Below are 646 nucleotides of genomic sequence, written 5' to 3' on the forward strand. Positions count from 1 at the left end.
GCCAGGACCACTTGGATCAGGGGGTGATGGGTCAGGCTGCGGGTGGGGTGCAGCCGTTCGACGAGGACTTCGAAGGGGACGTCCTGGTGCTCATAGGCGGCCAGGCTGCGCTGCTGGACCTGGGCCAACACCTCAGCCACGGTCGGATTTCCAGCCAGGTCGGTGCGCAATACCAATGTGTTGACGAAAAATCCGACCAACTCATCAAGCGCAGGATCACGGCGCCCGGCGATCGGGAACCCCACCGCCACATCCGAAGTCGCGCACAACTTTGCCAAGACGACCGCCAACGCGGCCTGTACCACCATGAAACTGGTCGCATTGTGCTCACCTGCCACCTCCCTCACCCGCTGCTGCAACTCGGCCGGCCATTCCACGGCCAGCCGCGCGCCCCGATAATCGGCCACCGCGGGATACGGCCGATCCGTGGGCAACTCCAACCGCTCCGGCATCCCCGCCAACGCATCCAGCCAATAGGTCAGCTGCGCGCTGATGGCGCTGTGCGGGTCCTCGAGATCCCCGAATTGCGCCCGCTGCCACAACGTGTAATCGACGTACTGCACCGCAATCGGCGCCCAGCCCGGCGCGCCACCCGCACACCGACTGGCATAGGCCACCCCGAGATCACGCACCAACGGCGTAATCG

General features: G+C 65.5%; 1 protein-coding gene. It reads right to left on the reverse strand.

Annotated features, from left to right (window positions below; all coding sequences use genetic code 11):
* Nucleotides 1-646 (reverse strand): condensation domain-containing protein (locus tag A5681_RS03875; RefSeq protein WP_156737837.1); only part of this gene is annotated, 646 nt, incomplete at both ends.

The sequence above is a fragment of the Mycobacterium scrofulaceum genome (assembly GCF_001667885.1).
GTDB classification, from domain to species: Bacteria; Actinomycetota; Actinomycetes; order Mycobacteriales; family Mycobacteriaceae; genus Mycobacterium; species Mycobacterium scrofulaceum_C.